The sequence below is a fragment of the Mycetohabitans sp. B3 genome (genome assembly GCF_021498065.1).
GTDB lineage: Bacteria > Pseudomonadota > Gammaproteobacteria > Burkholderiales > Burkholderiaceae > Mycetohabitans.
In genome coordinates this window covers 16,246-42,609 of record NZ_JAHLKN010000059.1, presented here as the reverse complement: position 1 = coordinate 42,609, position 26,364 = coordinate 16,246, and the positions used below count along the sequence as shown (strand labels likewise).

Here is a 26,364-nt window from a genome sequence, read left to right as displayed (position 1 = left end):
AGCTGCTGCGCGAGCCAAACTTCGGTTTGCGCACTGGATAACGGCTGTGTAACAGGCGTGACGCTAGCATCCATAACAAAGCTCCGACTCAGGCGACCAAGCAGCCTTTTAATTAATAGGTTTACCAATTAATCTCAATGCCGCACTCAGAATCTATCGTTACTCTTCAGGAACCACTCCGGCTTTTATGACACGTTGCGTGTAATCCTTAGCCATTTACTACGGCGATCAGGGCCATTCATCGGCACGCGTCAGTGCGCCGTTCGTATCACTTGGCTGACCAGTGATCGCGCCACGGTCAGTTTATGTCAAGCTTTAGTGGAAACACCAGGCATAACGCGCGTGAAGCTGCGCGAGAATTGGCACTACAGTGGGCCAAGCAAGACAGTGCGTCGCACAGGCGCGGCGTCATTGGGCTCAGTGCTGGGATACTTCTTCACCGTTCCCTCCAGACATCAATTTTATTTAGCCATACGGCTACGGCAACGCACCTGTTCCCTGACCCATCAGCTCGACGCTCACTGCTTCGTATATCGCAAGCACTGTGCCCAGCTACCAAGAGCCGCGATAAAAATTCATCCAATTACCCCGTCTAACAGCTATTTAAAAACTATAGGGTCCCGTCACATAGTGTAAGCAAGCATATTACCTTTACTTAAAACGACAGATCTTTAGCGAATGAAACAATACATTAAAATTTGCAACCAAAGACCACATGATCGCCATACGAGATGGATGAAGTATGGTTTAAGGGCGTGTCTAGGTCACCGTTCATGACCAGAAGAAGGCTGAGCGGATACCATTGAAACTTCGATATCACCGCGCATGACCGTACTACCGCCAATGGACAAGCAGCGTCGGTATCCCGCCCTGGCGTTGACAGAGATTCACGCCCTTGAACGAGCAGCACCCACAGTAAGCGCATTAAACGGAAGCTAGCCACCCATTTGCCTGTCACGTCTCGCAAGCAGGCTGTCGAAAGACTCGACGGGTATGCCTTACGATGAAAAAACTGGAGCGTTCCACCCGGTCCTAAAATTGGGCTGCAAGGCACACCGTTACGCACGGCAGAGCGGCTGCCTAATCTCATTTCGGCACATATAACTGTCCGGCTATTAAAATGATCTTTACTAGATCAAACAAAAATAGCTCAAATAATGTTTGCTGATATATTTGGCAATGTCTTTTCAGTTAGCTCCCTTATAGGGCGTGCGGTGTTTCTGATACTGTGTCACCCAGGCGGGATCTTCGGGACACAGTAGCGAACGACGAGTTCATAGGGTTAATATTGCGGCGCTGCAGGTCACACACGGCCGCGCGCAATGCGTCAATGCGGATTCGCTCCGCTGCATCCACAGGAATTCGGATCAGGTAATCGCAACCGATCTCAAGCACATCCGCGGCCTTGCGCAACGAATAATGCCCGCGCTCCGATACAAGGATAGCGAGCCCGTCGTAGCCGTAATGTCGAAGCGCCTGCATGAGCCTGACGCGGTTGACCCCGGCGAAGCCAACTCGGGGATGCAGTAGATTATTGCGGCTCGCCCATAGCGCGGTGAGATTGGCCACCGTGCCGCCCGAGCAGAATCCACCGAGCGCATGATCGCCGCTATGCAGCCATCTTCGATAAAATGCATCGTCCTGACCAAAAACCAGCTTGTGCAGCATCCCGATGACCTGGCGCTCAAGCGCCGTCATCGCAGCAGAGGTTTCTAGCTTCACGACATTTTGGTTTAGCGCGGTCAGCACCTTCGCGAGCGACGGTAAAAACGACGGTAGCGATGAGGTCATGTGTCCGACGAAGGTCGGCGATGCGACCGGCATGACGCGACTGAACACGTCGGCAAGCAAGTGTACGGCGTGTTCGTCAGGCAACGCCGTTGTCTCAGGAAGATCGACCATCGAGAACGTCGTTTCGGCATCGGCATGCGCACCACCCGGTTTGAACCGGTTGCTTGCAAAAAACGCGGCTGGTGCTGCGCAATCAGCTGCTCAAGCCACACGAATTCGCCGCGGTCCGCGTCGAACCATTGCAACACATCGTTCAGCTCGTGTGCTGCACTGTCATTATCGGGCAAGCTAACCATGACCATTATCGGTTAACGCGATCAAATTCGCGCTTAAGGTTATTGAACGTTTCTGCACTGTAAAGTTTATCGTACCGCATTTGTCTGTCCTTAAGCTTGTTGATGCTCCAATTCATTTAGCTTGCGGGCTAGAACAGGACCGATGAGGGCCTTCGATTCCGGCTTGAGCATTGTGCTATGAATGCAGTTAATATTGAAAATTTCGATATTCCCCCGCACATACGGTTTCCACGCATCAGGCGTGACTAGCGGTTCACATCCCGCCTCTGCTACTGTGGCTCGAAACAATAGCGCATCACCGCCATACTGCGATGGAGAATAATCTCTTACGATACGCACATTATTCTTTGCAATTTTCTCGGTGTTTTCCAATAAATGCTCGCCCATCGCCGAGACTAACTCATTGCCATAGTGGTGAGCGAATACCTCTCTAACCATCGCCTGGTCAATTTGATTGTCTTTCTCCTCAAAAACTTTGCCCGCAAAAGGGGAGCTATCTAGTAACGCCAGCAACGCCACTTTTTCGCCTTCGTGTTCGAGTCGAACAGCCATGCTATGCGCCACATTGCCGCCGAAGCTCCATCCTAATAAGCAGTAAGGCCCTTGGGGTTGAACACGGCGCATTTGTTCAAGATAGTCTGACACCATCTCGTCAAGCGTAGAAGCAAGCGGACTTGTTCCATCAAACCCACGAGCCTGCAAGCCATAAAGAGGCTGGTCCGAGTGAAGGTAACTGGACAGACCCATATAGTTCCAGATCAAACCAAATCCGGGATGAATGCAGAAAAGAGCAGGACGGCTGCCTGTGGGCTTAAGAGGAAGTAGAACGGAAAACGAGTCTCCTTGCATCCCGTCATGCTGAACTAAATGGCGTGCTAAGCCTGCGAGGGTGGGTGCCTCAAACAGCGTGCGAATAGCAAGATCAACCCCTAACGCTGTGCGTACACGCGCCGCGCAACGCCTGCAGCGCCGCACACGCGTGCCCGTCGATACCGTGTCCTATACTTGTAGGCAACATATACTTTGTTGGCGCTCCACGGCCCACGCGGACGGCGCATTCGATCCTGCCGCGTGCCCATGCCAGCGCAAGGAGAGCATCCGATGGCTACCGTTGCACAGATCTTGAAGAGCAAGCCGGACGCTACCGTGCACACGATCGGCGCGTCCGCACTGGTCTACGATGCAATGAAGCGTATGGCTGAGAAGCAAATCGGCGCGCTGGTCGTGACCGAGGACGGCAAGATTGTCGGCATCGTCACCGAGCGCGACTACGCCCGCAAGATCGTGTTGATGGACCGCTCCTCGAAGGCCACATCAGTGCGTGACATTATGACCCGTGAAGTCCGTTACGTGCGCCCGGAGGACAGTGCGCAAAGCTGCATGGCCCTGGTTACCGAGCAACGTCTACGGCATCTGCCTGTTATCGACGGAGGACGGCTCGTCGGCATGATTTCGATCGGCGACTTGGTTAAGAGCATCATCTCCGACCAGGCGTTTACGATCCAACAGTTGGAGCTCTACATCCGCGGCGAGCGCGCATAGACTCGCGCGCGTGGACTAGCTTGCGAAATGGTCCATCGCGTGAGCGCGCGTGGATGCGCCAGCGCGCCGCAGCAATGTGCGCGCCCGCACATAAAACCCTGAATCGCCCCTCTAAGATCGGCTAATTCACGGACTGTCACCACCAAGACCATGAGCGCCAGATTTAAAACGCCCCATGGCGTGGCGCCGGGCTTCAATAGACGGGGATCGGCGCGCAGCAGCAAACAGGTGCGCATCACGCGCAGAATCGAGCCCCGGCTGGGACCAGCAAGAACCCGCGCCACCGCTACCCGCTCGCACGCCGACTCAACGGCAAACGACGAGAGTTCCTACTACGCGCGACGACAACAAGGGACTGAACCGGCGTACGCCACGGCACGCTCGTTCGATGCCACGCCGCCATCGTTCGTTACGCCGCCGTGGACCGGCCTGCAACGTGCTCCACTCGCGCGACGCCACATAGTCGCACTCGCCGCCTTGCTGGTGCTGGGCGCCGGCGCTTTGGGGGTAACAATCAGCCAGCTTTACCAGGACAAGACGTCGTCGGAGCCGCACCGGTATGCAGATATCGTGCGCCGTGAGGCGCTGACGCAATCCAATATGAGCGCCAGCACCGTCCCATTGTTCGATGCTGCCACGCTTGCAAGCCATACCGCTCGCTTGGGTGCACAAGCACCGCAGCAGGCCGTCACGACACCATCAAGCACCTTGCCGTCGCCGCAAGCGCGCATGCAGGCATCCGATACTGTGGCATTCGCGCGCATACCGCCAGCACGCAGCGCGAGTCCCGCGAGCACGGATTCGGGCGCTGTGCAGCGCAGCCTACCGCGGGCACGCCATGCAAAGGTGCGCAAAGCTATCGCCCCGGAGACGCAAGACACCGACGGGCACACTGTACCGGTCGGGGCACATCCCGCCCAACATGCGGTGGCCGCCGCTGTGTCGACCAAGCCGATGCAGCCACTCGCCGACACGCCGAGTGTGTCCCGCGCCGAGGCACGCGCGGCAACCGACGCTTTGACACAGGAGGCAATCACGCCACTGCCGCCGCAAGCCGCTCACGTCGATCCAACGCAGCCGCCGGTTGTCTATGGCATACAGACGGCCCCTTCGACCGCCGCGGCCGCGCCCCGCCCGTCGGCCGACGTGCCGTATGCAGCCGATGCAACCGGTCCGCATGCCCCGCCATCCGCCGCCGAAGCAACCGCGGCATTGACGGCCCGGGCCGTCGCGCTACCGTCCCCGCAACCGATCCGGCCGGCCACCGCGGCTACGCGTCCGGCGCCCGTGCGACCACCTGCTGATACCAATGCTGCGGCTTCAATCGACGACGAACCGACGGCGCCGATCAATGATCAATACGGACCCTTAAATTTGGAGCCCCGGCGTTAAAGGTTTTGCCGGCTTGGCGGACTGCGTTTCGCAACTGTCTCCGCTGCCCTTGTATCTTAGAAATGAGTGTTTCTTTTCTTGATAGTAAAAGCGGTGAAGCTTGTGGGCAATGGATATACGGCGGGTAACGCGCAGCCTTAGCCACGGTAAGCTCTGCAGTGTGCCGCAAGCGCATCGTCCATCAATCTGCCGTCGGTGTTGGTGTCGGTTTGGCGAGGCTCGTGCAGTCTGACATCCCCTAGGGTTAACACAGCCCGTAACCCAGTAAAGGCGCACGAGCCAAGCCGCTCATCAAAAGCCAGAACAATTGTTTGAGCTCAATTCGCGTTTACAAGGAGGGGCAGTGATGAGCCTGCCAGATTCGGCCCCCGATGCCAACCACAATTGGCATTGATGTGGCGAGGGCCACGCTGATGGAGCAATTGGCCTGAAGGCCCCTACGCTGAGTTTGCCTAATAATGAAAAGGGTTTTGATGCTGTGCTGGCAAAACTGACCGAGCGTCAGGTTGCACTTGTCGTGCTTAAAACTACGGGTGGCCTTAAAATGTCAGTCATGCGATGCAGACTAGGCGCCTTGTTCATAGCTATTGGCAACGAGCAAAACAAGCAGTGACCTTTCAGTCGATCCACCGCCTGCTCGATGAGATGGACGACACGTTCGCCGATCCAGCGCAGTACGCCGACCCCCTGGACGCGCTTTGCCAACGTTTGAAAACGTTGAAGGCCGGGCGCACCCGCGTATTTAAGCGTTTATTCGCAGCCGCGCAGCGTATCCCGCAAGACGGCGTGCAGATACAAAAAGCGCTGTTGCTCATGCACCGGGATTTCACCTATGAGCGCGAATGGATGGAACTGTTTGACTTTGCCTACGCACTGGCCGAACAGCGTGAGCCCGGGCAGGACAATGTGTGGCCGGAACTGGCGCTTGGGCTGTCGAATTTTTCCCTCGACACACCTGAGACCCCTGAGTTTGCTCAGTGGTATTACAAGATTCTGGCACGGCTGCCGTCGTTGAGCGTAGCCGAGCAAGCGCAGATCATTTCCACATTGGTCCGTTTACTAAATAAATTTAACCAAGCAGACCCGCGCGTCATTGAGCTTTATACGCTCTTACACGACTACGCGTTACGCTTGCCCCCCTCTCATCAAGGCGCATCGGTCGGCGCGTTGGCAAGTTACGTGTGGCGCTTTCCGGAAGCGGAGCGATCCGCGTGGTATGCGCAAATGCGCGATTGGGCGCTGTCGCTGCCTGACGACCAGTGGGGGGTCGCGCTGCAGCGTTTGCCTGAAGGACTAGGTAGTTTCTCACCTAAGCGACAAGCGCAGGAGCTGGCGTTGCTTGAACGCTATTTGACGCGTGTACCTACGGCGCAGCGCACGCAAGCAGCAGTCGGGTTCATTAGAAGTATCTATTTCATCAATGACACGCTAGCCAAGCGGGGATGGCAGCAGGGGTTGAGTCTACTGAACGGGGCGGATGAAGCCGCTTTATGGGAGGTACTGAGCGAGCTTCGGGCCAATGGTGTGCTATGGCGCCGGAACAATCGCCAATGGAAAGTAGCAATGGGTGAGATCACGCGCTTTATGAAAGCCAACCAGTTTTCCAAGTCAGCCCAAACGCGAATCCAAGACAGTGCGTCCTGGCTCAGAAGTCGGCCAGATTAACAGCCACAGTAGCTCAAGTACATCAATCGTTGGACAATTCCAGTGCATCAAGGCGACGGATACCGACATGCCGGAGGACGGAAATTCACTAAAGTAATCGGCAAACGTACCGGGAACACCCAACCTTGAGCCGGTTTATCTCATTGAGGGGCTATCACTGCAAGCACATCATTTGCGTGCTGTACGCCATAATCGCGATGACCGGCGCCGACGGCTTGCGCAAGGCCAACCGCGCGGCTGCTCTACGCACGGTGCATCGAACAACGACCCGTGCCAGTGACACAAAATGTTCGTGCATTAGGATGACTTCTTCGCAGCACCAAGCCGGTTATGCGCGTCACGCGTTGCCTTCCCCCAGTTGTGCAAAGCCTGTCCCGGCACTCTCAGCGTTGTTGCCACTGTCGCCATGCTTTTTTAACCGGCTTTTACCAGTCGAACTGTTTCCAGCTTGAATTCGAGTGCGTACTGCGCTCGCTTTGCTTGACTCGACATCTAGACCCTTCTTGCTTGAATTTTATTGTCTGCGAGGGATTCGTTTCTCACAGGAAAATTCAGGAATCGATATTAAACCGATTTTTATTATTGTGTTTCAAATCGAAATGGGCAAGCTTCATGTGCTTCAAGCTACGTGTGTACGGTGCGGCCGGGGAGGGTCGGATGTAACTGAACCTGTACCATCACTTATTTGATCCGCACGTTATTTTGGCTGCTTGCTGGTTATCACTGTTAGCTTCGCACAAGCTTCTTCAAAAGTGTGAGTTGTCAACAGACGATGTAACAATTTCCGCATATTGGCATGGCACTATCCGCCAAGAACATGGCGTTCACAGTCCATCGCTGTGCTCAGCTTCCCGTTTTCAGCTAGCCTGCTGCGCGGCCTCACTTCGTATTGCGCCGTTTTTTATCGACTGCCGAGCTTACAGATGGACTTCGATCTGCATGCCGCTTTGAACGACTACCAAGCCTACATGTATGCGTTGGAGTCGTGCCCGCAGCCTGCTGCGTCGGCGCCCCCGCCGATACTGAAACCAGCAAGCGGTGGGCTGGCGAGCCCGTCGGCCAGCCGACCCACGACATATCATGACCTGCCGCGCGAACTGATTGAGCAGATCGGTGACTACGTGCCCGTCCAAGACGTGGGAAACTTTTCAGCAGCCGATCGTCGTACGTATCATGCGATGCAAAGTCGGCGCGTAGTCTACCGTTACTGGCAACGAGCGAATCGAGCCGTGAGCCTCGCGTCAGTCAACCAGCTGCTCAGTGAGATGGGTAGCACGCTCGCCGATCCGGCGCAGCACGTCGAGCCGCTTGACGCGCTGCGCCAGCGGTTGGAAGCGTTGCCATATCGCGAGCGCGGCGAAGCCTTCAAGCGCGTGTACGCGGCGGCGCAGCGCATTCCGAAGGATGGCGTGCAAATACAAAAAGCGCTGTTGTTGCACTCATTGCGCGATTTCCATTGGAGCCATCGGGATGAATTATTCGACTTTGCTTACGCGATGGCGCAGCGGCGTGCGCCCGAAGAAGATAATGTTTGGACGGAACTCGCTGACAGTTTGAGATTCTTGTTGTTTGGCTCAGCTGAGTTTGTCAAGCGTTATCAGACGCTTGTGGCTCGGCTTGCGTCCTTGAGGGTGTCCGAGCAAGCGGAGTTGATCCCGGTATTGTGTCGGCGAATGATTCACTTTGGGGGGAGCGACGACCGCATTCCTGGGCTGTATGCAGTGTTACGCGAACAAGCGTTGCAGCTGCCGCCCTCTCATCAAGGCGAATCGGTTGGCATGTTAGCAAGTTTCATATTGTTTTTGCCGCAAGCGGAGCAGCTCGCTCAGTACACGCAGCTGCGTGATGTAGCGCTGTCGCTGCCTGACGAGCAGTTGGGCGTTGCGCTACGCTATCTTCCAGAGGGGTTGACGGATTTACCGCGCGAGCACCACGCACACGAACTCCAGTTACTGGAGCCGGCATTGTTGCGCGTACTGCCAGCCCAGCGCGTACAGGTTGCACTCGGCCTACTAATGTGCACCTACAATTTAGATGATGCACTGGTAAAGTGGGTCTGGCAGCAGAGCTTGAGCCTACTGAATGGCGCGGGCGAAGCCGACTTATGCGATGTGCTTAGCAGACTTCGGTTCGAGGGTTCGCTACATAACTTAGACGATCGTCAAGGGAATATAGCGAGGGTTGAGATTACCCGCTTTATGGAAGCCAACCAGTTCTCTGAGCCGGCCCGGGCGCGAATCCAGGACAGTGTGCCTTGGTTCAGAAGTCGGTCACATTAACCTGCGGCTGAACCCGCATGCTTCATTTATCCAGGAGATCCTCCGCGAGTCGGACAGGGTGATGCCAGTTCATTGTCTAGACCCGCGGGGTGAACCACCATCCTAAGTGGCAGCGCTTGTCGCCGTTCAATTCAATCCGGTCATCAAGACGTTTTACGACCGCCTCGTGAGCACAGGAAAACCGAAAAAGGCACGTTAGTCGCCTGTGTACGCAAAGTGCTGACCATCCTCAATGCAATGGTCAAGGCAGGCAAGCCGTGGAATGCGCCGCTTCATGCAGCGGGCTAAAAATACTTGCTCATCGAGACAATTACTTATCGTGTCATGCAAACGCCAAGACGCGCTCACGGCAAGTTTTCGAAGACAGCCGTGATACCCTGACCATCGCCGATGCACATTGTCACCAGCGCATAACGGCCACTGATAAGCTGCAACTCGTGGATCGCTTTGACGGTAATCAACGCGCCAGTGGCGCCGATCGGATGGCCGAGCGAGATACCCGAGCCGTTCGAGTTGACCTTTGCGGGATCCGGCCCGAGCTTACGGGTGACCGCGCACGCCTGAGCGGCAAACGCTTTATTCGCCTCGATCACGTCGAGTGCGTCAACCGGGATACCGGCCTTTTGCAACGTGAGCCGCGATGCCGGTACCTGACCGATGCCCATGTAGCGCGGATCGACACCGGCATGCGCATAGCTCACCAGCCGCGCGAGCGGCTTCAGACTGCGGCGCTGGCGATTGCCACACGTAGCGCGTCCGCCTGCGGCAGCACGTGATGGGCAAAGCAATGCGCGGTCGCGATCTTCGCGTCGCAGAATACCGGATCCTGTGCCCGTGTGGCATGCGCCGCAAGCATCGCGCGCGCAAGCTGCCACCCACACAGCACGATGCCGCACAGCTTCAGGTACGGCACACTACCGGCATAAACCGCGTTCGGATCCGTCATCGCGTGACCGATCACGAACTCGATCGATTCGGCCAGCGCAGCGCGCGCCGCCGCCAGGCGCTTGCGCATTGCCGCAAATACTGGCTCCTCGTGATGGGCCAGCTCACACTCGGTGAGTGCAATCTGCTCGCACAGCCCGCGAGCGACCGCACCGCCGTCGTGCACGGTCTTGCGGCCCACTAGATCGTTCGCCTGGATAGCGGTCGTGCCTTCATAAATCGGCAGAATGCGCGCGTCACGGTAATGCTGCGCGGCGCCGGTTTCCTCGATGAAGCCCATGCCACCGTGGACCTGCACGCCCATGCTGGCAACATCGACCGACAGTTCAGTACTCCAGCCTTTGACGATCGGCACCAGGAACTCATAGCGCCGCGCATATTGTTCCCGCACCGAAGCGTCCGGATGCCGATGCGCGATATCGCAGGCGGACGCGGCAAAGTAGTTCAGCGAACGGGCACCCTCGGTCAATGCACGCATCGTCATCAGCATCCGCTTGACATCCGGATGCTGGTCGATCGTCACCGCCCGCTTGGCCGAGCCATCGACCGGACGGCTCTGCACGCGCTCGGCCGCATACGCAGCGGCCTGTTGGTAGGCGCGCTCGGCAATCGCCACGCCCTGCATGCCGACCGAAAACCGTGCCGAGTTCATCATGATAAACATGTATTCCAGACCGCGGTTTTCCTCGCCGACCAGCTCGCCAATCGCCCCCCCGTGGTCACCGAACTGCAGCACCGCGCTCGGACTCGCCTTGATACCGAGCTTGTGCTCGATCGACACGCAATTCACGTCGTTGCGCGCACCCGGCGCACCGTCACCGTCGAGCAAGAACTTCGGCACGATGAACAGCGAAATACCCTTGACGCCCGGCGGCGCGTCGGGTGTGCGGGCCAACACGAGATGGACGATGTTGTCCGCCATGTCATGCTCGCCGTAGGTGATGAAGATCTTTGTGCCAAACAGCTTGTAGGTGCCGTCTGCCTGGCGTTCCGCGCGCGTGCGCACCAACGACAGGTCCGAACCGGCCTGCGGCTCGGTCAAGTTCATCGTGCCAGTCCATTCGCCGGCGATCAGCTTGGGCAAGTAACGCGCCTTCTGCACGTCGCTGCCGGCGGCCAACAACGCCTCAATCGCGCCATCGGTCAACAACGGACAGAGCGCCCATGACAGGTTCGCCGCATTGATCATCTCGTTGCATGCGCTCGCAATGAGCTTAGGCAAGCCCTGTCCGCCAAACTCAGGCGGATGCACGACGGCCTGCCAGCCGCCTTGCGCGTATTGGCGATAGGCCTGCTTGAATCCCGCAGTCGTGGTGACCGCCCCGTCGGCCCATGTGGACGGCTGCGTATCCCCGGTACGGTTCAGCGGCACGAGCACCTGCTCGGCGAATTTCGCGGCTTCCTCAAGCACGGCTTGCGCGGTTTCGAGCGTCGCCTCCTCGTAGCCGGGCAGGCGGCTAACCACATCGATGTCCGCCAACGCGTTCATCGTAAACAACATATCCTTGACCGGTGCACGATAGCTCATCGCCTGGCTCCTTTTCAAACATCGCAGCGTCGTCCACCAAGAGCGCACGGCCTGCCGCTGCTTTGCCACCGTACGCGCCGAACGCACAGGGCGTTCGATCACACACCATCGTAACGACGAATGGCTGCGGAGCCATTATCCAAAGCTGCCTTTTCATTGACAAAACGTGCCGCGCGCCGGTGATTTACCGACTGCGGCGAACGGCCGCGAGCGCTATCTCGAGTGCGCAATCTCGGCTATTGGCACTGACGCGGTATGGCTCAGCGCGATTGAACGAGGGAGCATGCAGGTCCATGCGCGGGAATTTGAGCGGCTCGGTTACGATACGTGAACGGGGCGCGCGAGGTACGCGACGGGGAGTCCGGCGCTATCCCATCTGCCGGTACATATTGGGCGTGCTGCCGGTCCACTGGCGAAACGCGCGGTGAAAAGCGCTCGGATTGTCGAACCCGACATCGTAGGCGATCGCCGCGATTGCATCGTGCGAGCGGGTCAGCCGCTGGATCGAGATATCGCGCCGCACCTCGTCCTTGATACCCTGGAATGTCGTGCCTTCCGCCGCCAACCTGCGGCATAGTGTGCGCACCGACCAATGCATCACGTCTGCAACCGCATCGACCGTCGGTACCGTCGGCAAGCTCTGTGCGATGAACTGGCGCACCCGGTGGCAAACCAGCTCTTGGCCAAATGACACGAAGATCCAATCCTCCGGCGCCCGCGCGAGAAACCGCTGCAGATCAGCCTTACGACGCCGTATCGGCATGTCCAGATAGGCCGCCGCGAAACGCATTTTGGTACACCGAGCGACAAAGCGCACTGGACCAGGAAACAGATACAGGTAGTCGCGCGCGTGCGGCGGGCGCGGGCAGTCAAACTCCACGTCGATCAACGGAATGCGCATCGCCACCAACCACGATGCAACACCATGGACCAATTTAAGCATCAACTCGCGGCCGAGCGGGCGGACAGCGCCGGAGTCCGAGTTGCCCACCACGAGCGTCACGCATCCAATACCGTCCTCGCAATGGGACTGTAGGCGGAAGTCGTCCAGGATCAAGTGAAAGAACTGGCCGAAGCGATGCAGTGCGACTTCCAGACGCGGCGCATCTAGCAAACTCAGGCACAGGTACTTGAGCGTGCCATTGCGCAGCGGACGGCTGAAGACGCCGGGCATCTCGTCGTCCAACTCAGTGGCAAGCAACCGGTATAGCGTGGAGAATTGCTCTTCGGTGACCCGCGCGTCCGGCTTCTCGAGCAGCGGACGCGGGATACCCGAGCGCTCGGCAAGCCGGGCGACGGCGTGCGGATCCGCGCCGGCAAGAAAGCCATTCACCAGAGAGATCGGCACGGTGGCAACGAGCGGATTCGCGGCATCAGACATGTGACGAACAGGCATAAGCACGGCGGCAACGGCACGCTGAACTGGTATTGTGTCACAAGCATCATGGCGGACCGCCGCTTCACCCGGCACCTGAGATAATGCCGGTTTCCCCGATATTGTTTCCAGGAGAAATGAAGTGACCGACCAGTCATCTCCTTCATCGAGCGGGACGCCACGGCGCGTCGCGTTTCTCGGACTCGGCGTGATGGGCTACCCGATGGCCGGCCATCTCGCCAAGGCCGGGCTGGATGTGACAGTGTACAACCGCACGGCGGCCAAGGCGCAGCGGTGGGTTGCCGAATACGGCGGCCGGTTGGCGACCACGCCCCGCGAGGCCGCACGCAACGCCGACATTGTGCTCGCGTGCGTGGGCAACGACGATGACTTACGCAGCGTGACGCTGGGCGGGCACGGTGCGTTCGCCGGCATGTCGCGCGACGCGGTGTTCGTCGACCATACAACCGCCTCGGCCAATGTCGCCAGGGAGCTATTCTCGATCGCCGGTGAACAAAGCCTGCATTTCATCGACGCGCCGGTATCGGGCGGACAAGCCGGCGCTCAGAACGGCAAGCTGACGATCATGTGCGGCGGCGACGCCGCAGTGTTCGAGCGCGTCGCGCCCACGCTGCGGCACTATGGCGTCGCGGTCACGCTGCTGGGCGAGTCTGGCGCGGGCCAGTTGACCAAGATGGTCAACCAGATCGCAATTGCCGGCGTCATACAGGGGCTGTCAGAGGCCGTTCACTTCGGGCAACGCGCCGGGCTGGACATGCCGCGCGTACTCGAGGTCATCGGCAAAGGCGCAGCCGCGAGTTGGCAAATGGACAACCGCGGCAACACGATGATCGAAGGCCGCTTTGATTTCGGCTTTGCGGTCGATTGGATGCGCAAGGATCTAGCGATCTGCCTGGATGAGGCCAAGCGCAATGGCGCGTCGCTGCCCGTCACCGCGCTGGTCGATCAGTTCTACGGCGACGTTCAGGCGCTCGGCGGCCGGCGCTACGATACATCGAGCCTGATCGTGCGACTGCGTCAGCTCAGCGCGTAACGGCGTCAGCCTTAAACATCGCCTTGATCCCGCGCACCGCCTGCCGTATTCGCGATTCGTTCTCGATCAAGGCAAAACGCACATGGTCGTCACCGTGGTCACCAAGCCGATCCCCGGCGACACCGATACCTTGGCCTTTTGCAGCATCTGCTTGGCGAACTCGAGCGAACCGAGTTCGCGATACCCGTCCAGTATCCACGCCCAGATATACATCGACGCCTTGAGCCGTTCCACCTGCCAGCCCACCTCGTGCAATCCTTTGACCAGCACGTCGCGCCGGCTCTGGTACTGCGCCGCGATGTCCCGCACGCATTGCTAATCCTGTTCCAGCGCCGCAATCGCGGCAACCTATAGGGACGTGAACGCGCCGTAATCGTGGTAACGCTTGATGCGCGCGAGTGCCGCGACCAGATCGGCATTGCCGACCATGAAGCCAATGCGCCAGCCCGGCCACCACGCTGTTATTTATCGATCGTGTCCCGACGGAGCCCGGCGAAACACATCAACGCCCGCACCCTCCCGCGCCCGTTTGAATACCGCATCTACGTCGAGTGAGAATCCTGGCGTTGCAACCGGCGGCAACTGAAGCGTCACCGGGCCGAGCGCCTGCTGCAGTATCGTGCCCCATGCGCCGAGTTTTTCTTGTCGTTTCCTGGCCTCAATCATTTGACTGACCTGCCACTTCTCACCCATGCTGAGCCGCCCGCAAGCCGACTTCAGCCTAGCCTGCCCTTCCTTCTGCACATCTGCATCTGAAATTTTGAGTTTGTACAGCGACGGAATCCATTTGTCATCGAACACATCAAGAAACGACTCGAACACGGTGCAAGCGTCGTGACGAGCATGCCCGTCCTGATGGCCGAACGCATGCGCTGGGCCTGCGTTGGAATCCGGTAGGTCTATCCTCTGTTGCAGCCGGTCGAGCATTTGCTGCAGTCGCCCCCAAGCGGGCTCTCCACGCTGGACCAGGACATTCTGCATTGCCGCCGTCCGGGTCATGAATTGCCGCAATTCGGGCGTCACAGCGCGATTGATACCCTGTCGTCTCACATAACGCTCAATGTCATCGCATAAATCAGCCAGCGTGATCGGCTCTTTGGGAGGCGATGATGCGGAATCGGCACGACCACCATTGGCCAGTGCAGCGGACTGCTGCGCCGGGCACATAAACATCAACGTAAGCAATATGGCATCCTGATTTCCTCTCATCTCCTTCGCATACGCCGATGGGCTGTCGCGGCGACATCCCGGCGTGATCCTGGATACGTTGAATAACGTATCGAGTGTCGGGTGTGCGCTGCGCGCACGCGGTGCAGCTTTTTCAGCAGCCTGTGGCCCCTTGCGCACCGCAGACGCGCCAGAGGACTTTCTCCAGGTGCGCAAAGGCCAGCAACAGATCGACGAAAACACATTCGGCATCAAGCGCTCCCTCACGGCAATTCTCCAGTACGCAGCGTACCGCACCTTCATGTCGAAAGGACTGGCAATCACGAGCGCCCGGCCTGCAGAAGCGAAGCGTGGGGCAGCACCAGTGCCATTTAGGCGCACCGCGTCATCGCACCGATATTGCGACATCCATTCATTGAGCCGTGCCCTCAGGTCAACATCCAGCGTCACATCGACAACCGTAAGCGTGTCGACGAGTTGTTCTGGCCGGCTCGCAACGATGCTCGCACAGGTGGCGGCCAGATTGGCGAGCACCCATGCCACCGCGGCGATCGTCATCATGAGCCGGACAGCCCCACCACATCGCGCAATTGTTTTGTATTGCATATCATGTTAGTAACGCTCCTGGTAAAGCTTGGCGACATTGCCTAGCGCGAAGCAGTTACCGGCTCCGGGCCCGGCTTCACGCGAGTGTTTTCCTGTCAACAACCCGCCGGCCAGTGGGTTGTACGGCAACGCCGTGAGTTGGTCCTCCGCGGCAAGCGGCAGTAGTTCGCGCTCTATTTCGCAGTGCGGCAGACTGTAACGTGGCTGTACCGACACGAAACGGGCCGAGTTGCGTAACTGGGTACGCCCCCGCGCTTTTGCGAGGTGATACGCGAGAATCGCAAGCGAAATGTCCTCATCGGTCTGTACGCCGAACGTCATCGTTCTCATGCGCAAGCGCGAGACGGCCAGCCCGGTGTTGCCAAGCTTCATGTATTGCACCAGGCACGCCTTTGCGTGCCAGCATTGCGATCCAACATGATGACAGCAACACTTACTTGCTTCTGACGTGCCCCGCTCGCCAGTTGGCGTGCCGCTGTGCGACAGGCCACAGACAGCGCGATGGCGCAACGCCGACAATCGGCAGCTCCATTGAATCCCGGGACAACAGCACGGATGACACCGCGAACCGTACGCATGCTCGCCACGCTGCTCGCGGCGTTGGCCCTGGCGGCCACGCTCGCCGGCGGCGCGTGGCTGTACCTGAACCGGCCGGGCTACGGCGGGCTACTATTCGGAATCGAGCAAAAACTCGACAAAATTGTGCATTTCGATAAGCGCGGCGTTGACTTCGGCACGCTGCCGCTGGACGATGCGCTGCGCAGCGTCAACGGTGATGGCTCACGCCGGATTGTCGTGTTCTCCGATCCCTATTGCTCCTACTGCAAAACACTGGAGCACAGGCTTGCAGGACTACCCGACGTCACCGTGTACACGTTCTTGTACCCAATCCTCACGCCGGACTCGAAAATGATGTCCGCCCGGATCTGGTGCGCTAACAATCGCACCGGCGCGTGGCCGGCATGGATGCTCGAGGATCATGCGCCGCCGCCCGTTACCGCACCCTGCGATGCAACGGCGACAGTGCTGGCGCGTAACCTGATGCTGGGGCGCAAATTGCGTGTGATGGGAACGCCCACACTGCTGCTAGCCAACGGTCAACGGATCAACCGCGTGCCGTCGGCGGCCGAGCTAGAACAAGCGCTAGCGGTCACCGTCAGGCCGAGCCGCGCCTCGATCCGCTAGCGCCGCCCGACAGTACGGCTACTCAGCTACTCAGCCGCGCAACAGCGCGGCGCACAATGACGCAACCGGCAACGGCGCGGCACGCGTCAGACCCACAGTAGCCAATGCGCAGCCATCCAGTACACCGTGATTCAATAGGCGTGGCCAGCAACAATAGGCCGACGTGCAACAGGATCAGCGCGTCATAAACCGCGCTATCGCAGCGTGGCCAATGCGTCGTCCAGTTCTTCAGCGCGGGTCGGGCGCACGACACGCGCCCGTTCCTGTCCGTCGCGCAGAAAAATCAAAGTCGGCCACAGTTTCACACGAAACGACCGTCCCAGCGGCCGCCCCGGCCCATCCTCGACTTTCAGGTGGCGCATCGCCGGATGGCGCCCAAGTGCCTCGGCGATCACCGGCTGCGCGCGTTGGCAGTAACCGCACCAGTTCGTGCCGAATTCGATAACTGTCCCGCCGGCGAGCGTATACAATTGCTCGCGGTCCGGCGCATCGGGTGTGTAGGGAAATGGCTCCACCAGTCAACACTCCTGCCATACGTTGCATTCGTCACAGCATAGCCGCATGCGGCAAAACCTGCAGCAGGAAAGCAGCAGGCTGAGCGGCGAGGCACGCGGGCAATCGGCCAAGCGGCGGGCCGGCAGAAGGTCAACTTCCTATGCTGCAAGCCACACTTGCCGGCAAGGGCACAGTGCTTGCTCGCCCGCATTCATGTTGCGGAGCCCGTGCACGATGCGCGCGGCGCGACTACAATCCGCGGTTTGAACGGTTCAGTGATGTCTGCGCGACAGGAGGGATGCTCGATGAGTGGAGTCGATCTCGATACCAGGGTTGAAACATACACTGTCAAGATTCGCGGGGCAGTGCAAGGAGTCGGGTTCCGGCATGCCGCGGTGCGCCGCGCGCATGCGCTGCAGGTACGGGGCTGGATCGCCAATCACGACGACGGATCGGTCAAGGCGGTCGTGCAGGGACCGGCTAACCAGGTGGACCTGATGCTGGAATTCCTGCGGCGCGGGCCGCCACGGGCCAGGGTGTCCGAGTTCATCGCGAATGAGGACTACTCGGAGCGCCGGTACGATCGCTTCGAGCAGCATTGAGCGCGGCGTCAGATCAAGTGCTTACGCTGTGGCCGAACACCACCTAGCGGTCCCGACCCTGCCGCTCCGCGGTGTACAACGCGGCATTGGCCTCGTTGAATAACACTGGGTAGCCGTGCATGTCGGGACGGGCGGCGGTCATGCCTACAGCGCGTCCCGCCGATCGTCGTTGAAGCGGATCTCCGGCATACAAGCCGGACCCCTTCAAGACGGGAAGCAGCCCCTCGCGCGTCCGACTAAGCGATGAAGGCCGCCGCGCGCAGCGCCTTGGCAAACACTTGCCGGGCGAGCAGCGACGTGGTCAACACCCGCTTGTCGAGTTCCGAGATGTTGCTGTTCTCCTCGGCGGCGGCAATAACCTTGGACGGCGGGACGATGGTCCCGCCGGCACCACGCATGCGCAGCAGCACTTCGAAGTCCAGCGCCTCGTCCGGCGTGCGCAGCGACATAATCGGCTGCATTTCGAGAAACAGCCCGATCGCCGCGAAACCGTCCTCCAGTTGCTGAATCAGTCTCAGCGTCTTGGCACGCTCGGCCAGCGCGCCGGATTCCCGCCGACGGCCGCGCAGGCGGTTGTGCTTAGCTAACGCCGGACCGATCCGGCACTTTATGGGCCAAGCTGTACGATCAAGCTTTACAGGCCAACTTCCTATCGATTATCGCCGCATCCGTTCAAAGACGATTGAAACACTATGGATGAGCAGCGGGATCGGACGGACAATCGAACGTTTTCTGACACGTTGCCGATCATGAGCCAGACCGCCCGCCTGACGCCTTTGCTGCTGCTGTGCCTGCTGGTCACCTATGTCGTCTGGGGCACCACATACTTCGCGATCTCAGTCGCCTTGCGAGCGATGCCGCCATTCATGCTGATGGCGTCGCGCTTCGCCGTCGCGGGCCTGTGCCTCGGCCTATTCGTACTTGTGCGGGGCCGCGCGCGGGCGAGCTGGCGGCAGGTGCGCAACGGCTCGATGCGCGGCGCGCCACTCGTGGCGTGGCTGTACCTGGTGACGATGGGCTCGCTGCTGGCGTTCTCCGCCTATATGTACCTGGCCAGTCACACCACAGCAGTGCTGGCGACAAGTTACGTCTACGCCAATCCGCCGATCGCGCTACTCGTGGGTGCAGCGCTGGGTGGCGAGCGGATTGCCCCACAAACGCTAGTGGCCATCGCGCTGATTCTGCGCGCGCTGGCGGTGCTCAGCTGGGGAATGTGGCGCCAGCCGACGACACCGTAAAAGCTACGTGAGTTTTTGGCGTGAAATAATGCCATTTTTTCAAATTGAAAGGCGAGGCAAAATGGGGCAACGAGCAAAATTCATCTTCGTCGCCGTGCTGACGGTGCTCGCGTTAATCGGCGCGCTCGGCAAAATGGGCCGAGCCGTTGGACAAGGTCTGTTGAGGGCGTGACGAGGTCGGTTGAGCATCTGATGAAGATCATTTGAGCCTCTGAAGCGGCCTATTGCCTCGTCCGACGAGGTCGGTTGAGCGTGCGATAGGCGGCTGAACCACGCGGCTGTGTCAACCACGGGAGTTAGCTGGGCCAGTCTGTTGTCAGCAAGGTCTGGCTAGACTTTCGAGCAGGTCGGCTTAGCCCCTACCGGATTCAATCGAAGTTCAGCGCCAGCGCACGCGAGGCCATCGCCATGTGGGCGACTTCGATGATGGCGCGAGCGCGTTCGACATTGTCACGAATAATCTCGACAAGCCGTGCACCGATCGGGGCAAGCCGGTCGCGCAGTGCTTCCTCGCTCAAGTCGGCCGGCAAGTTGAAAATAATAAATTGCATCTCGGTCTCCGTTGAAACATGACGTGAAAGCCATGATGCAACGCAATCCGTATGCCCAGTGTAGCAATTATGATGTGCGGTTTCGTAACCGGATGTGACAGGCAGAACGCAGCGACGCGTCACCCCGAGTGTCAATATGCCACCGCCGAGCGCTTGCACGCGATCAGCATCGACAGCGTACCGTCCGAGCGGTTGCGCTGCAGCGTGTCGTAGCCGGCGTCGCCGCATTGGGCCTGCGCACGCGCATCGCAGAACGGCCACCCTTCGGCGGCGGAGCACCGGATCAATTGCGTCGGCCGGCCATCGCCGGTGAACAGCGGCTGCGACGATCCGCAGCCGGACAACAGCAGTAGTACCCCGATCCATCGTGCTGCCTTCATCTCACCTCGCTCAGTGTCGTACGTCTTGTTTCGGATACGTGCGTCGATTCAGTGAAGGCTGAAATCGACACGGGTCGTGGCCCGCTTATCGCTAATCCCATCGGCGTCCAGCTTCGGCGCGACAGTATCAATCCGCGCGGCGTCTACCTTGCCTTCGATCCATTGCCGCACGGTCCTACGTCAACGCGCACAGCTTCTGCTCACCGACCGGCGCATGCCCGCCAGCAACTCGCGCCTCTGCTCGGCAGGCAACGATTTGGCGAAGCCGATAAAGTTGCGCTCCTTTTTGAAGTCCGCGGCCTTGTAGGCCCGGCAGCGCCTTATAGACTCGTGGCAGCGCGCTATTGAGCCGCACATCGGAGCAGACCCTACGCAAGGCTGGAGGCAACGGGGTGCTGCAACGAGGCGGCTGTACCCAGAACAGCGATGGCGACGGCGATTTACGGCAGCATGGTACCGGTTTGCGCCAGCCGCAGGTGGAACGAAAACGCCTGCGCCAGGTCATGCGGCGTGTGCCCCTGACCCTTGAGTGCGTCGCGATAGTAGTCGCGCAGCAAATCGCGGTACTGTGGATGCGCGCATCGCTCGATGATCAAACCCACTCGCTCGCGCGGCGCCAGCCCACGCAGGTCAGCCAGCCCCTGCTCGGTGACCACGATATCCACGTCATGTTCATTGTGGTCACAATGTGGCACCATCGGCACGATGCTTGAAATCCGGCCGTCCTTGGCCACCGACTTGGTCGCAAATATCGCGCAGCATGCGTTACGCGCGAAATCGCCTGAGCCGCCGATGCCGTTCATCATGTGGGTCCCGCCAACATGCGTGGAGTTCACGTTACCGTACAGGTCCACTTCGAGCGCGGTATTAACCGCGATCACGCCAAGCCGGCGCACGATCTCCGGATGATTGCTGATTTCTTGCGGACGCAATACCAGACGATCGCGATAACGCGCCAGCTCACGCAACACCTGACGCTGCCGCGCCGCCGACAGCGTGATCGACGAGCCGGACGCGAACGCCAGCTTGCCGGCGTCCATCAAATCGAACGTGGAATCCTGCAGGACTTCCGAGTACATTGTCATCGCTTCAAATGGCGAAGCGCACAATCCCCCCAGCACCGCATTAGCGATCGTGCCAATACCGGCCTGAAGCGGCGGCAGTTGCGCCGGCAAGCGTGCGCGAGAGACTTCATGCTGCAGGAACTCGATCAGGTATTGCGCGATGCGCGTGGTGTCGCTGTCCGCTGGCAACACAGCCGAGGAACTGTCCTCGTCGTTCGTGATGACAATGCCCGCGATCTTGTCCAATGGGATATCAATCGTGGTCGTTCCGATCCGGTCACGCGGGTCGGTGATCAACACTGGTGCGCGGTCGGGCCGGCAAGCCGGGATCCAGATGTCGTGCAAGCCTTCCAGCTCCACCGGCTGAGCCAAGTTCAGCTCGATGATCACCCGTTTGGCCAGAATGGCAAAACTGGCCGAATTGCCAACGGACGTGCTGGGTACAATGCCCCCGGACTCGGTAATGCAGGTGGCCTCGATGACGGCCACGTCCAGCTGGCCGAGCAGATTGGCCCGCAGCATCTCGACCGTCTCAGACAGATGCTGATCGACAAACAATGCGCGTCCTGAATTGATCTCGCGACGCAATGTCGGGTCGGCCTGGAACGGCAGACGGCGCGCCAGCATGCCGGCCTCGCTCAGTGCCTTGTCATTGTCGTGACCGAGCGAAGCGCCCGTCATCAACGTGATGCGAGGCGGCGTCGGCTCGGTGCGCGCACGTTCGGCCAACGCGAGCAACACCGCCTTCGGATCGCCGGCTCGCGTGAAGCCGCTGGTGCCCACGCGCATTCCATCATGAACTAAGGCCGCCGCGTCGCGTGCGGAAATGATGCGGTTGCGCAGGCTCGCGCACCGAATGCGTTCTTCATACATAGCGTCTATGCTCCAATAACCTGACGGGGACCTGCTGCGGCCACACTCAATCTATGGGCGATTGGCCTGTGTGACAGGCCGCGGCGATATGCGCCATGGACCGACGCATTCCTCCGTTGCGTTACGTCCTGCGGCCTGCGCAACGGCACGCTGACGCGCGTTCTGCGCGCGTTGATACCGGAACGGGTCACGCGCGACATGAGCTTGTTCGACGCGTGCAGCACCGAGCAGCCGAATCCGCCGGCGGATTGGGGGCACGGACTCCTCCTCGGCCCGGTTCGCCATCGCGGTTTAGCGGTTTAGCCGTCCAGCCGTCACCGGCGACGAACGCATCGACGACTTCGTACTTACCGCCACGCCGCGGCGGCACGGCGGGCCCGTACCGCACCGGCCAGCATCTCCAGCACCGGCTCGGTCTGCGCCCAGCCCAGGCACGCGTCGGTGATCGATACACCCCATTGCAGCGGCACACCGGGCTTCAAGTCCTGGCGCCCTTCCTCGAGGTGGCTCTCGATCATCACACCGCTGAGGCGACGCTCGCCCTGCGACAGCTGCGCGGCCAAGTCCCGCGCGACGTCGACCTGGCGCAGATGTGATTTGCCGGAATTCGCATGTGAGCAATCGACCATTACATGCTCACGCAGCCCCGCCGCCCTGAGCACCGCGCAGCTTTCCTCGATGGCGGCAGCATCGTAGTTCGGCCCTTTCTTGCCACCGCGCAGGATCACATGCGCGTCACAGTTGCCGCGCGTCTCGAAGATAGCTGCCATGCCCATCTTCGTCATGCCCATGAATGCGTGGCTGGCGCGGGCGGCCACAATCGCGTCTGTGGCGACCTGCACGCTGCCGTCGGTACCGTTCTTGAATCCGATCGGACAGCTTAAGCCTGACGCCAGTTGGCGGTGACTCTGGCTCTCGGTGGTACGCGCCCCGATTGCGCCCCACGCCACCAGGTCCGCGATGTATTGCGGGCTGAGCAGATCCAAGAATTCAGTGGCAGTCGCAAGCCCAAGGTCGTTGATTTGCAGCAGTAACTCGCGCGCGCGGCGCAGCCCCTCATTGATTCGAAAGCTGCCGTCCAAGCGCGGATCGTTGATATAGCCCTTCCAGCCAACCGTGGTACGCGGCTTTTCGAAGTAAACCCGCATCACGATCAACAAATCCTCGTGCAGCCGGTCAGCGGCACCTTTGAGCCGGCGCGCATAGGCGAGCGCTTGGTCATGGTCGTGGATCGAGCATGGGCCGACCACCACAACCAACCGGTCGTCCCGGCCATTGAGCACATCGGCAATGCGCGCGCGGCTGTGCTCGACTAGTTGCTGCACCGAAGCCGGCGCCGGCAACTCGTCCAGCAACAACGCCGGGGAGATTAACGGCCGCACGGCGCCAATGCGCACGTCGTCGATGCGGGTCGTGTCCTGCGTGGCGTCGACCACGCCCACCTCCTGAGCGTGCGACAGGTTGTCGATGCGAGTCAAAATCGTCTCCAGGAAACTAGCGGCAAGACGAGATTATCGCATTGGTGCGCAGCCCGATACCCTATCGTTACTGCATCGCGACCTTGTTACTGCATCGCGACCTTCAGTCCCAGCGAGATAAAGATCACGCCGATGATCTTCTGTTGCCAGCGACGCAGCCAATGCAGCTTCGCGACAAAGCGCGCCAATGGCCGCATCGCGACGACAAGCAACGTCGTGTACACCGCACCCATCGCAACGAAAATCAGTCCCAGCACGGTAAACTGGACAAATGTGGTGCCGCGCTCCGGCTGCACGAACTGCGGCAGGAAGGCAAGAAAGAACAATGCGGTCTTCGGATTCAGCACTTCAGCCGGCACGGCCTGAAGGAACGCCTTCAGCGGCGAAATCTCGACTGCCGCAGGCGCCGGCGCGTGTCCGTCGGCGGTTCGTTTGCGCAGCGCGCACACGCCCAGGTACAGCAGATAGGCAGCGCCGACCAGCTTGACGATGTTGAACGCCAGCGCCGACGTCATCAGCAATGCCGACAGGCCCACGGCGGCAAACACTGTATGAATGAAATCGCCGACTGCCACGCCCAACCCGGTCAGCACGCCGGTCTTGCGCCCGCCCTGCACCGTGCGCGTGAGCACCAGCAGCACGGCCGGCCCCGGTATCAGAAACAGGCCGAGCACGACTACGACGAACGTGCCCAATGTCGAAAGCTCAAACATCGCACGCTCCCTGGATCAGCCAATTGACTCGAGTTGAGCACGGATCTGCTGTGCAATCGCCTCGAGCTTGCCTGGCTCGGCCGCCACACGCGCGTGATGCTTGAGTTCTTCGCCGGCATGACGTGGAATCACATGGAAATGCACGTGCGGCACGGTCTGCCCGGCCGCGGCCCCGTTGAACTGGGCCACCAACATGCCCTCCGGTTTCAGCGCAGCGCGCACAGCGGTGGCGACCCGACGGACCATCCGAAGGCACGCTGCCCCTGCCGCATCCGACAGATCGAAGATCTGCGCCGCCGCTTCCTTCGGCACCACCAGTACGTGGCCGTCGGCCTGTGGCATCAGGTCCATGAAAGCCAGCACGTCGCCGGTCTCCGCGACTTTGACGCATGGCAACTCGCCACGCAGGATGCGTGCGAATGGGTTATTGGGGTCATAGGGCATCACGGCTTTCACTCCGAGTCGTAGGCGTGCAGAACATAAGCGTAGCCGAGTTCCACCTGTTCCGTCATCTAAATTGCCGCGTGGTACACCAGTCCGGCACTCATATTTGGTGCTCTACGCCTACGTCTAGGTCCAGGTTGAGGCCTACGCCGCACGCCTACGCCCCGTCCGCGTTTCACGCCCCATACCCAGCACGGCTGTTCACAATCGCCGAGACGTAGTTCGTGTACTGCGCTCAGTGACATGGTCCAGCGGGAAAGCGGTCGTATGTTTGACCACCTCCATCGCAAAACTCGCGCTCACATCGAGCAGCTCGGCGACCTTAATCAGGCGCTTATACACGTTGTCATAGCCGGCGATGTCGGGCACCACCACTTTCAGCAAGTAATCAACGTCGCCGGTCATCCGGTAGATTTCCACGATTTCCGGGATCGCCGTCACCCCCTTCAGGAAACGGCTCGTCCATCCGTCGTTGTGCTGGCTCGCGCGGATCGTCACGAATGCAGTCAATCCGAGATTGAGCTTAATCGGATCGCATAACACGACTTGCCGCTGGATCACGCCGTCCTCGCGCAGTTTCTGTATGCGACGCCAGCACGGCGTCGGTGACAAATTCACCGCCTTGGCAATGTCGTTCAATCCGAGGGATGCGTCGTGCTGCAGCAACGACAATATCTTGGCGTCTATCTTGTCCATGGATGGGTCAATATTAGGAATTTTTTCTACTTTCACCTAGCATCGTGCACAAATTCGCAATCCTTTTTCAAGCCCCCGCCTATAAGATTGCCTTTGTTTCGCACGCAGCCGCCGGCTTGATGCGCGTCGGCCCATTGAATTAAACCATCGACTCGAGCGCTGCCCATGAGAATCCTATTCGGCGCGTTTACGCGGCACCCGGCCTCCGTCGGCGAAAGCTATCTGCAACACATGAGAGCGTCGTTCTCGTTCGGAGGCCCGATGCTGCTGGCCGCATTCGCTGCGCTCGTGCATGGATTGTTTCCGTTCCTGTTCGTCAAGACGGGTAGCACAACCGTGTCTCGACTCTACGAGCGCATGGTGCTCCACCGCTCTAGCGGTGCCCTCCGGCGTAAGCCGACATCCGGTCAGCCGCCGCTCGCCTGAACCACCCCTGTGCCGCACCCACGCGGCACAGCCGAGCAGTCGCGACGTTGCCCCAGCCAGGCGGACTCGCACGTCGAATTTGCACGATTTTGACAACCCCAGACTGCCTGATGAGGCACCTATGGGCAAATCACCGTCATCCCGCTCTTACATAGAATCGTGCGATCGTGTCGAACCGCACGTAAGCGTCCGCCTGAGATAGCTCGACGCCAGACGAAGGGTGGAACCATGCCCCTTACGCGTCGCGTCCATGCAGCAGGATCAGGTGGCCGGCCAGTCGCGAACGCCCACGCGCGGTCAGTGACTGCAACGGAAATGAACTGTCGTCAGGCCGCGATTGCCAAGGACTGCCAGAGTGACAAGCATCTGAAGCGGCTCAAGCGCTGTGGCGACGACAGCTTTTCCTCACTGCTCGTCTCGACGCGCATCGACGATACGACTTTGCGCTGGCGTCCAACATCCCGGCCGTCCGGCAACGCGTCGGCTTCGAGCGCGCGGGCGGCGCATTGGAGGCAGTGTTCTGACGACTGGGCAGCAAGCTCGGTTCCGTAAGGCACATCGACTGGTCGCCGCAGCCGT

At 59.8% G+C, this 26,364-nt stretch carries 25 protein-coding genes and 4 pseudogenes; 10 read left to right on the top strand and 19 right to left on the bottom strand.

Annotation, left to right across the window (positions count from 1 at the left end; genetic code table 11):
- Positions 1–1,200 precede the first annotated feature (1,200 nt).
- Together KQH55_RS15515 and KQH55_RS15510 are read right to left on the bottom strand one after the other, a co-directional pair.
- The gene (locus KQH55_RS15515) at positions 1,201–1,902 is read right to left on the bottom strand and encodes a pyridoxal-dependent decarboxylase (protein ID WP_235091593.1); all 702 of its coding nucleotides are present in this window, start codon (positions 1,900–1,902) and stop codon (positions 1,201–1,203) included.
- A 275-nt stretch (positions 1,903–2,177) separates the two neighbouring features.
- Positions 2,178–2,936 (bottom strand): alpha/beta fold hydrolase, encoded by a 759-nt coding sequence (locus tag KQH55_RS15510; protein WP_235091592.1) that lies wholly within the window; start codon positions 2,934–2,936, stop codon positions 2,178–2,180.
- Between the two features lie 252 nt (positions 2,937–3,188).
- On the opposite strand from KQH55_RS15510, the gene KQH55_RS15505 reads away from it, so the two are divergent.
- The 3 genes from KQH55_RS15505 (at position 3,189) to KQH55_RS15495 (ending at position 6,686) form a co-directional block, all read left to right on the top strand.
- Entirely contained in the window at positions 3,189–3,629 is a 441-nt protein-coding gene (locus tag KQH55_RS15505; RefSeq protein WP_076788577.1) for a CBS domain-containing protein, read from the top strand.
- Between the two features lie 150 nt (positions 3,630–3,779).
- Positions 3,780–5,021 carry a hypothetical protein gene (locus tag KQH55_RS15500; protein WP_235091591.1) on the top strand — a complete coding sequence of 414 codons (1,242 nt, stop codon included), beginning with the start codon at positions 3,780–3,782 and terminating at the stop codon, positions 5,019–5,021.
- A 609-nt stretch (positions 5,022–5,630) separates the two neighbouring features.
- Complete coding sequence (locus KQH55_RS15495) at positions 5,631–6,686, top strand: hypothetical protein (protein ID WP_235091590.1); 1,056 nt, start codon at positions 5,631–5,633, stop codon at positions 6,684–6,686.
- Between the two features lie 336 nt (positions 6,687–7,022).
- On the opposite strand, the pseudogene KQH55_RS15490 reads toward KQH55_RS15495, so the two are convergent.
- Positions 7,023–7,178: pseudogene (locus KQH55_RS15490) on the bottom strand (IS3 family transposase); the annotation flags it as partial.
- 431 nt (positions 7,179–7,609) lie between these two features.
- Between KQH55_RS15490 and KQH55_RS15485 the strand changes: the two are divergent.
- On the top strand, positions 7,610–8,965 hold the full coding sequence (locus tag KQH55_RS15485; protein ID WP_235091589.1) for a hypothetical protein: 1,356 nt from the start codon (positions 7,610–7,612) through the stop codon (positions 8,963–8,965).
- Positions 8,966–9,309: 344 nt separating this feature from the next.
- Here the strand turns inward: KQH55_RS15485 and KQH55_RS15475 are convergent.
- The 3 genes and pseudogenes from KQH55_RS15475 to KQH55_RS15465 form a co-directional block, all read right to left on the bottom strand.
- Positions 9,310–9,693: pseudogene (locus KQH55_RS15475) on the bottom strand (acetyl-CoA C-acyltransferase); the annotation flags it as partial.
- Positions 9,684–11,438, bottom strand: a complete 1,755-nt coding sequence (locus tag KQH55_RS15470; protein WP_235091588.1) for an acyl-CoA dehydrogenase — start codon at positions 11,436–11,438, stop codon at positions 9,684–9,686. The gene KQH55_RS15470 and the pseudogene KQH55_RS15475, both read right to left, overlap by 10 nt.
- Before the next feature lie 367 nt (positions 11,439–11,805).
- A complete protein-coding gene (locus KQH55_RS15465; protein ID WP_235091587.1) occupies positions 11,806–12,819 on the bottom strand; it encodes an AraC family transcriptional regulator in 1,014 nt (337 codons plus the stop codon).
- A gap of 136 nt (positions 12,820–12,955) precedes the next feature.
- On the opposite strand from KQH55_RS15465, the gene KQH55_RS15460 reads away from it, so the two are divergent.
- Positions 12,956–13,867 (top strand): NAD(P)-dependent oxidoreductase, encoded by a 912-nt coding sequence (locus tag KQH55_RS15460; protein ID WP_235091586.1) that lies wholly within the window; start codon positions 12,956–12,958, stop codon positions 13,865–13,867.
- Here the strand turns inward: KQH55_RS15460 and KQH55_RS15455 are convergent.
- The 3 genes and pseudogenes from KQH55_RS15455 to KQH55_RS15445 form a co-directional block, all read right to left on the bottom strand.
- Positions 13,857–14,314, bottom strand: a pseudogene (locus KQH55_RS15455) (aminotransferase class I/II-fold pyridoxal phosphate-dependent enzyme); the annotation flags it as partial. The gene KQH55_RS15460 and the pseudogene KQH55_RS15455 overlap by 11 nt on opposite strands.
- A gap of 18 nt (positions 14,315–14,332) precedes the next feature.
- Positions 14,333–15,595, bottom strand: coding sequence for a hypothetical protein (locus tag KQH55_RS15450; RefSeq protein WP_235091585.1), 1,263 nt, complete (start codon positions 15,593–15,595; stop codon positions 14,333–14,335).
- A gap of 51 nt (positions 15,596–15,646) precedes the next feature.
- Positions 15,647–16,021, bottom strand: a complete 375-nt coding sequence (locus tag KQH55_RS15445; RefSeq protein WP_235091584.1) for an aldo/keto reductase — start codon at positions 16,019–16,021, stop codon at positions 15,647–15,649.
- Between the two features lie 174 nt (positions 16,022–16,195).
- On the opposite strand from KQH55_RS15445, the gene KQH55_RS15440 reads away from it, so the two are divergent.
- Positions 16,196–16,825 (top strand): DsbC family protein, encoded by a 630-nt coding sequence (locus KQH55_RS15440; RefSeq protein WP_235091583.1) that lies wholly within the window; start codon positions 16,196–16,198, stop codon positions 16,823–16,825.
- A gap of 194 nt (positions 16,826–17,019) precedes the next feature.
- Here KQH55_RS15440 and KQH55_RS15435 read toward each other — a convergent pair whose 3' ends face one another.
- Positions 17,020–17,343, bottom strand: coding sequence for a thioredoxin family protein (locus KQH55_RS15435; protein WP_373566408.1), 324 nt, complete (start codon positions 17,341–17,343; stop codon positions 17,020–17,022).
- 282 nt (positions 17,344–17,625) lie between these two features.
- Between KQH55_RS15435 and KQH55_RS15430 the strand changes: the two genes are divergently transcribed.
- Positions 17,626–17,922: an acylphosphatase gene (locus tag KQH55_RS15430; protein ID WP_076788568.1), complete on the top strand. Its 297-nt coding sequence runs from the start codon at positions 17,626–17,628 to the stop codon at positions 17,920–17,922.
- A 236-nt stretch (positions 17,923–18,158) separates the two neighbouring features.
- On the opposite strand, the gene KQH55_RS15425 is transcribed toward KQH55_RS15430, so the two are convergent.
- Complete coding sequence (locus KQH55_RS15425) at positions 18,159–18,422, bottom strand: EAL domain-containing protein (RefSeq protein WP_255710809.1); 264 nt, start codon at positions 18,420–18,422, stop codon at positions 18,159–18,161.
- A 267-nt stretch (positions 18,423–18,689) separates the two neighbouring features.
- On the opposite strand from KQH55_RS15425, the gene KQH55_RS15420 reads away from it, so the two are divergent.
- A complete protein-coding gene (locus tag KQH55_RS15420) occupies positions 18,690–19,160 on the top strand; it encodes an EamA family transporter (protein ID WP_175972499.1) in 471 nt (156 codons plus the stop codon).
- 28 nt (positions 19,161–19,188) lie between these two features.
- Complete coding sequence (locus KQH55_RS15415) at positions 19,189–19,332, top strand: hypothetical protein (protein WP_175972472.1); 144 nt, start codon at positions 19,189–19,191, stop codon at positions 19,330–19,332.
- A 196-nt stretch (positions 19,333–19,528) separates the two neighbouring features.
- Here the strand turns inward: KQH55_RS15415 and KQH55_RS15410 are convergent, their stop codons facing one another.
- The 8 genes and pseudogenes from KQH55_RS15410 to KQH55_RS15380 form a co-directional block, all read right to left on the bottom strand.
- A complete protein-coding gene (locus KQH55_RS15410; protein ID WP_076787914.1) occupies positions 19,529–19,711 on the bottom strand; it encodes a hypothetical protein in 183 nt (60 codons plus the stop codon).
- A 131-nt stretch (positions 19,712–19,842) separates the two neighbouring features.
- Entirely contained in the window at positions 19,843–20,091 is a 249-nt protein-coding gene (locus tag KQH55_RS15405; RefSeq protein ID WP_076787912.1) for a hypothetical protein, read from the bottom strand.
- Positions 20,092–20,139: 48 nt separating this feature from the next.
- A pseudogene (locus tag KQH55_RS17025) lies at positions 20,140–20,403 on the bottom strand (hypothetical protein); the annotation flags it as partial.
- A 128-nt stretch (positions 20,404–20,531) separates the two neighbouring features.
- Positions 20,532–22,028 carry a succinate CoA transferase gene (locus KQH55_RS15400; RefSeq protein ID WP_235091581.1) on the bottom strand — a complete coding sequence of 499 codons (1,497 nt, stop codon included), beginning with the start codon at positions 22,026–22,028 and terminating at the stop codon, positions 20,532–20,534.
- A gap of 347 nt (positions 22,029–22,375) precedes the next feature.
- Entirely contained in the window at positions 22,376–23,506 is a 1,131-nt protein-coding gene (locus KQH55_RS15395) for a 3-deoxy-7-phosphoheptulonate synthase (RefSeq protein WP_304610936.1), read from the bottom strand.
- Positions 23,507–23,592: 86 nt separating this feature from the next.
- Complete coding sequence (locus KQH55_RS15390) at positions 23,593–24,219, bottom strand: LysE family translocator (protein WP_076787903.1); 627 nt, start codon at positions 24,217–24,219, stop codon at positions 23,593–23,595.
- Between the two features lie 15 nt (positions 24,220–24,234).
- Entirely contained in the window at positions 24,235–24,663 is a 429-nt protein-coding gene (locus KQH55_RS15385; RefSeq protein WP_076794090.1) for an HIT family protein, read from the bottom strand.
- Positions 24,664–24,864: 201 nt separating this feature from the next.
- Complete coding sequence (locus KQH55_RS15380) at positions 24,865–25,359, bottom strand: Lrp/AsnC family transcriptional regulator (RefSeq protein WP_076794089.1); 495 nt, start codon at positions 25,357–25,359, stop codon at positions 24,865–24,867.
- A 165-nt stretch (positions 25,360–25,524) separates the two neighbouring features.
- Between KQH55_RS15380 and KQH55_RS15375 the strand changes: the two genes are divergently transcribed.
- Positions 25,525–25,785, top strand: coding sequence for a DUF6356 family protein (locus tag KQH55_RS15375; RefSeq protein WP_076794087.1), 261 nt, complete (start codon positions 25,525–25,527; stop codon positions 25,783–25,785).
- Positions 25,786–26,364: the final 579 nt, after the last annotated feature.

Bases quoted from the DNA above. Each gene is read 5' to 3' on its own strand.
- KQH55_RS15515 (WP_235091593.1), bottom strand. From the start codon at position 1,902: ATGGTCGATCTTCCTGAGACAACGGCGTTGCCTGACGAACACGCCGTA.
- KQH55_RS15510 (WP_235091592.1), bottom strand. From the start codon at position 2,936: ATGCAAGGAGACTCGTTTTCCGTTCTACTTCCTCTTAAGCCCACAGGC.
- KQH55_RS15505 (WP_076788577.1), top strand. From the start codon at position 3,189: ATGGCTACCGTTGCACAGATCTTGAAGAGCAAGCCGGACGCTACCGTG.
- KQH55_RS15500 (WP_235091591.1), top strand. From the start codon at position 3,780: ATGAGCGCCAGATTTAAAACGCCCCATGGCGTGGCGCCGGGCTTCAAT.
- KQH55_RS15485 (WP_235091589.1), top strand. From the start codon at position 7,610: ATGGACTTCGATCTGCATGCCGCTTTGAACGACTACCAAGCCTACATG.
- KQH55_RS15470 (WP_235091588.1), bottom strand. From the start codon at position 11,438: ATGAGCTATCGTGCACCGGTCAAGGATATGTTGTTTACGATGAACGCG.
- KQH55_RS15465 (WP_235091587.1), bottom strand. From the start codon at position 12,819: ATGTCTGATGCCGCGAATCCGCTCGTTGCCACCGTGCCGATCTCTCTG.
- KQH55_RS15450 (WP_235091585.1), bottom strand. From the start codon at position 15,595: ATGATGACGATCGCCGCGGTGGCATGGGTGCTCGCCAATCTGGCCGCC.
- KQH55_RS15440 (WP_235091583.1), top strand. From the start codon at position 16,196: ATGACACCGCGAACCGTACGCATGCTCGCCACGCTGCTCGCGGCGTTG.
- KQH55_RS15430 (WP_076788568.1), top strand. From the start codon at position 17,626: ATGAGTGGAGTCGATCTCGATACCAGGGTTGAAACATACACTGTCAAG.
- KQH55_RS15415 (WP_175972472.1), top strand. From the start codon at position 19,189: ATGCCATTTTTTCAAATTGAAAGGCGAGGCAAAATGGGGCAACGAGCA.
- KQH55_RS15410 (WP_076787914.1), bottom strand. From the start codon at position 19,711: ATGCAATTTATTATTTTCAACTTGCCGGCCGACTTGAGCGAGGAAGCA.
- KQH55_RS15405 (WP_076787912.1), bottom strand. From the start codon at position 20,091: ATGAAGGCAGCACGATGGATCGGGGTACTACTGCTGTTGTCCGGCTGC.
- KQH55_RS15400 (WP_235091581.1), bottom strand. From the start codon at position 22,028: ATGTATGAAGAACGCATTCGGTGCGCGAGCCTGCGCAACCGCATCATT.
- KQH55_RS15390 (WP_076787903.1), bottom strand. From the start codon at position 24,219: ATGTTTGAGCTTTCGACATTGGGCACGTTCGTCGTAGTCGTGCTCGGC.
- KQH55_RS15385 (WP_076794090.1), bottom strand. From the start codon at position 24,663: ATGCCCTATGACCCCAATAACCCATTCGCACGCATCCTGCGTGGCGAG.
- KQH55_RS15380 (WP_076794089.1), bottom strand. From the start codon at position 25,359: ATGGACAAGATAGACGCCAAGATATTGTCGTTGCTGCAGCACGACGCA.
- KQH55_RS15375 (WP_076794087.1), top strand. From the start codon at position 25,525: ATGAGAATCCTATTCGGCGCGTTTACGCGGCACCCGGCCTCCGTCGGC.